Genomic DNA, 4,563 nt, shown 5'->3' with positions numbered 1-4,563 from the left:
GTCCATCATCGCTGCCGCGATCTTGGCGGTCTCCTTGGCGCGGGCGGTGATGGTGTGCATTGCCGACTTGCCGGTCTCGCAGACATCGGGCTTGCGTTCGCAAATGCCGGCGATATCGCCAACCGCTTCGCGTGCCGCAAACAAGGCCTGGATCGGCCCGACGCTTTCGCGGCCCGCTTCATCGGGGCCGACAGTCAGCGGCAGCGCCAGCAGCACCAGCGAAAACCAGAAAGCCATTCTTATGAGGAAGACCATGCCCTTGCCCTCTCGTCGTGACCGGATCATGCATCCATATGGCATGACCTCTTTTGTAGGCAGGATCTTGGCACACAGGCGCAAAGGACGGCTTGCGGGCAAAGAGAGAATTTTCCTCAAATTTTAGGCAAATTCGAAACGAAGCGTTCTGCGATCCATTTGTCTCAATTGCCAGTGATTTTCCTTAACAACAAATAACCATACATCCCCATGATTTTCCTGTATTTTTCTTGGAATGTGGAAGTCCGGGTGCCGTGTGCGCCTGTCCGATAGGTGCCGTCGCCGGATAACTCTCCGTTTACTATGGCTGCATTTGCCCGTGCTTTCGGCGGCCGGCATCCCGATATTTGCCGCAGGCCAGGGCCTTGGTCGGCCCTGCCTTATCCATTCCTTAAACGCTGGATGCGAGTTTCAAAGCCAACCAGAACCATCTGCAAAGCAGAGCTGTCCACGACAAGTGCGAGTGCGTTGAGTTGAGTTCAATCAAGGCCAGATACGTTGAATTGCCTGGCGCGATTTCTGCCGGTTGCGAACGTATGGTCCATCCGTCCATCCTTGGGCGGAGCGACCGCGAGCGCCAGCGCCGTTTCATCGGCGTCATGCTCGCCGCTCCTTTCTTTGCCGCCGGCGCCGCGGTCACCCTGGTCACTTCAGGCATGGGCGTTGCCGTCACCATGGCCGCCATCTTCGCCGCCTTTGGCCTGTGCTGGTTCGTCGCCTTACTGGTGGCGGCGACCGGCAAGATGGCGATGGCGAGTGGGCTCGCCCTGATGCTGGCCGGCATTTCTCTCGGCAGTCTCATTGCCGCCGCGGGCGGGCTGAGTTCGCCTGTCGCCATGCTTGTCCTGGCGCTGCCTTTCGAAGCCTGGTGGATCGGCGGCTCGCGACGTGCAGCACTGTGGGGAGCCGTGTCGGCCGCTGTCGCCATCCTGGCTCAGCCTTTGGCTGGAACCGTATTTCCGTTCGCAGGAGCGCAGATCGCGGCGTGGCACTGGCTGGTGCCGTTGGCGTGGGCGCTTACGCTGATGCCGCGTGCATCGGCGTTTCAAAACACGGCCGACGCGGCTGTGGTCGACACTGCCGACCGGCTCGAAGAAATCATCGATGCGGTGGTCTTGCGGGTCGCCCGCCATGGCGAGGTCCTGGACGCGTCGCCGAAAGCGCGCACGCTTTTGAAACTGCCGCCCGAACTGCTGTCTGGAAACGGCCTCTTCGATCGCGTCCATCTGTCGGATCGCGTTTCCTATCTCAGCGCAATGGCCGACATGCGCGACGGTGCGCTGTCGCGCCGGCTCGAATTGCGCATCCGCCTGCCTCAGAACGGCAATAGCCTGACGGCCGACAATTACCGCCCGTTCTCGCTTGATCTGGTGCGCGGTGAGGAACAGAGTGACGTCTTTACGCTCGTCCTGCGCGAGAATGACGAGATCGCCCGGTTGCGCGAGGATCTCGCGGCGGCCAATGAGGCGGCCGCATCCGCCGAAGTGGCGAAGGGGCGCTTCCTGGCGGTGGTCAGCCACGAACTGCGCACGCCGTTGAATGCCATCATCGGCTTCTCGGATATGCTGCTGCATGAGATGTTCGGCGGCTTCAAGGATCCGCGCCAGAAGGAATATGTCGGCCTGGTGAGGGATTCGGGCCAGCATCTGCTCGCCGTCGTAACCTCGATACTCGACGTGTCCAGGATTGAATCTGGCGTTTATGCGACCGAGCCGGAGCCGTTCCGGTTCGCGGAAGCGGTCGACATGTGCCAGTCGATGATGCAGCTGCAGGCGCAGGCCAAGAACATCGATCTGCGGGCGCAGATCGCGCCGGACGCCGGCGACATCAATGCCGACCAGCGCGCCGTACAGCAGATGCTGATCAACCTGGTCTCCAATGCGATCAAGTTCACCCCCGACGGCGGCGACGTCGTCGTCGGTGCCAAGCGGATCGGTTCGCGCCTGCATTTCTGGGTCAGGGACACCGGCATCGGCATCGCCGAGGAGGATTTCGCCAATCTCGGCAAGCCCTTCATGCAGATCCAGAACGACTATACCCGCCGTTTCGAGGGGACTGGTCTTGGCCTTTCACTGGTCAAGGGCCTGGTGGCGCTGCACGAAGGCACGATGTCCATCGAAAGCATGCCGGGCGAGGGCACCACGGTGACCATCAGCTTGCCGGTGAACGGACCGAAGGGACATCAGGCGGAGAAGGCCGGCGTGCTGACCATGCCTGTAGCGATGGCGAAAGGGGACAGAAATGGCTCGCTCCGCAAAACAGGCTAAGGCGGTCAAGCGTCGCAGCAACGCCTTTCAGGACGGCGCTGTCGCCGTCGGCGGAATGATCTCGCGCAACCCTGTCCTGGTGGGCGGCTCGACGGCATTCCTGGTGACGCTGTTCTACGTCTCTGCGAATGCCTTGTGGTACCAGCCTTTCCCGCATGCCGGCGCATTCTTCGCGACCCGCAGCATTGCGGGCTTTCCGCACGCGGCGCCCGACGAGCCGGAAACGACGTTCAACATCGTGCGGCCATCCGGCGCGCCGGCACCGATCAAGGGCGATCCGGTTGTCGAGCAGGTGCAAGGCATATTGAAGGATCTTGATTTCTATTCGGGAACGGTCGACGGCATTTCCGGACCCAACACCCGCAAGGCCATCCAGGACTATCAGCAGAAGGTCGGGCTCAACGCGTCCGGCGAGATCGACGCGCTTCTGCTCGATCAACTGGGCGCGACGCCGAAAACCGCTTCCGTCGTACCCAGGCCGCAGCCGCGCCCGGATATGCCGGCCGCCGTTCCGGTGTCTTTGCAGACAGGTTCAGGACAGACAAATTCCGGGCAGGCGGATGCCGAGACGCAAGCGCCCGATGCCCGCATCGTCAAGATCCAGGCCGGGCTCAAGGCGTTCGGCAATGACGACATGCAGCTGGATGGTGTCGTCGGCGCGCGCACCAAGGCGGCGATCAAGGAATTCCAGTCGCTGTTCGGGCTGCCGCAGACCGGCGAGCCCGATGAGATCGTCTACGTCAAGATGCGCGAGATCGGCCTGACCAACTGACGGCTGAAACGACGGCTCGCCCAGCGGCGGAAATATCGATAGAGAACCGGCAGTTTCGGGAGCTCTCTCATGCGCGTCACATCGGATCTGTGGGTCTCGGCCCTGTTGCGCCGGGTTTTCGGCGCCGGGGGATTTGCCGCCGTGGTCAAGCGCGGCGCGACCGAGGCCGGCGCTGTGTTCGTGCTGGCGCGGGGCAGGCTGGGTGAGGTTGCCCTGTTCGGGCCGGCGCCGCAGACAAGCTATGATTCGGCCAAGCCCGACGACCGGTTTTTCACTCAGCTCGGAACCGGCGAGGATGCCACAGTGCTCGACGCCAGGCTGGAAAGGGAGAAAAAATTCGATCCCGATATCTGGGTGGTCGAGATCGAGGCCGGCACCGTGCCCGTCGAGGAGCTTATTTCCGTGAAGACGCCCTGAGGCCGGACGAAGCCGCCGCATCGTCGCTGTTCGAGGCGGTGCGTGTATCGCCGTTGGCAGGTGCTGCGCCGCGAACCACCCTTGAAAGGGCTTCCGCCCGCCACGATCGCATCTTGTCCTGGGCCGCTTCACGATGCAGCAGCCGGTAACGGTCGAGGAAGGTGCGGATAGCCTGCGGATGCGGGAACTGGTTGGGATAGACGGCAACCGTGATCAGGAAGGCCCTGTCTTCGCTGAGGTCGAGCGAGCGCAAGGCGGCAAGCAGCGAGGCATAATTCTGGTTGGCGGTGAGCGATCGCGCGATCTCGAAATCGATATCGAGTGCATCGGCGAGCGCGGTCTGGAAGAACGCGGCGTTTCCCGTCAGCGCTGTCTCGCGCAATTTCACATAGGTGTCGGCGCCTTTGAAAGGATCGGCGTTCGTCGCTGCCGCCTCGTCGCCCGTGCGCATCATCGAGCGCAGCCTGCGCCGTGCATTCTCAGCCGCGATGCCGAGTGCCTGTTCCCGGGCGGGCTCGTCAGAGGCGGTTTCCGTGCTCGCTGGCGCGATCTTGTCTGCCGCGGCGGCGTTCGCATCCGGTTGCGGAGCGCGCACCAGGGTTGGCCTCTCGAGGGCCCTGATCAGATCAGCGATGGTCGGGTTCAAGCCCTTGCGGCGCGCGATGGCACGTGCATGCGGCAGGCCATGTCGCCCGATCAGCGCGATGAGATCGATGTCGCTGACGGCGCGTGAGCGGATGAGCAGCGGCGCGGCAATGTCGACCGGTTCCTCGCAAAGGCGGCGCACCAGGGCGGCGGGGGCGTATTCGCATTCGGAAAGGGCGGCTGCCACGTAACGGCGAGATTCGACGG

Annotated in this window: 5 protein-coding genes; 3 read left to right on the top strand and 2 right to left on the bottom strand. The window is 63.0% G+C overall.

From position 1 onward, the window contains the following. On the bottom strand, positions 1 to 255 hold a 255-nt coding region (locus EN893_RS19865; protein WP_128361719.1), incomplete at its 3' end, for a DUF5330 domain-containing protein. Between the two features lie 536 nt (positions 256 to 791). Here EN893_RS19865 and EN893_RS19860 point away from each other — a divergent pair. The 3 genes from EN893_RS19860 to EN893_RS19850 all read left to right on the top strand — a co-directional run bounded on the left by EN893_RS19860 (position 792) and on the right by EN893_RS19850 (position 3,711). Next, the gene (locus EN893_RS19860) at positions 792 to 2,522 is read left to right on the top strand and encodes a PAS domain-containing sensor histidine kinase (RefSeq protein WP_127268165.1); all 1,731 of its coding nucleotides are present in this window, start codon (positions 792 to 794) and stop codon (positions 2,520 to 2,522) included. Continuing rightward, positions 2,497 to 3,294, top strand: coding sequence for a peptidoglycan-binding protein (locus tag EN893_RS19855; protein ID WP_127268164.1), 798 nt, complete (start codon positions 2,497 to 2,499; stop codon positions 3,292 to 3,294). Before EN893_RS19860 ends, EN893_RS19855 begins: the two co-directional genes overlap by 26 nt. A 69-nt stretch (positions 3,295 to 3,363) precedes the next feature. After that, positions 3,364 to 3,711 carry a DUF1491 family protein gene (locus EN893_RS19850; protein WP_127268163.1) on the top strand — a complete coding sequence of 116 codons (348 nt, stop codon included), beginning with the start codon at positions 3,364 to 3,366 and terminating at the stop codon, positions 3,709 to 3,711. Here EN893_RS19850 and EN893_RS19845 read toward each other — a convergent pair. Next, on the bottom strand, positions 3,689 to 4,563 hold an 875-nt coding region (locus EN893_RS19845; protein WP_128361718.1), incomplete at its 5' end, for a hypothetical protein. The two genes, EN893_RS19850 and EN893_RS19845, sit on opposite strands and share 23 nt — an antisense overlap.

Source organism: Mesorhizobium sp. M7A.F.Ca.CA.004.04.2.1 (assembly GCF_004022825.1).
GTDB lineage: Bacteria > Pseudomonadota > Alphaproteobacteria > Rhizobiales > Rhizobiaceae > Mesorhizobium.
Note: the sequence above shows the minus strand (reverse complement) of the source record. Positions and strands in the feature narration are given on the sequence as shown.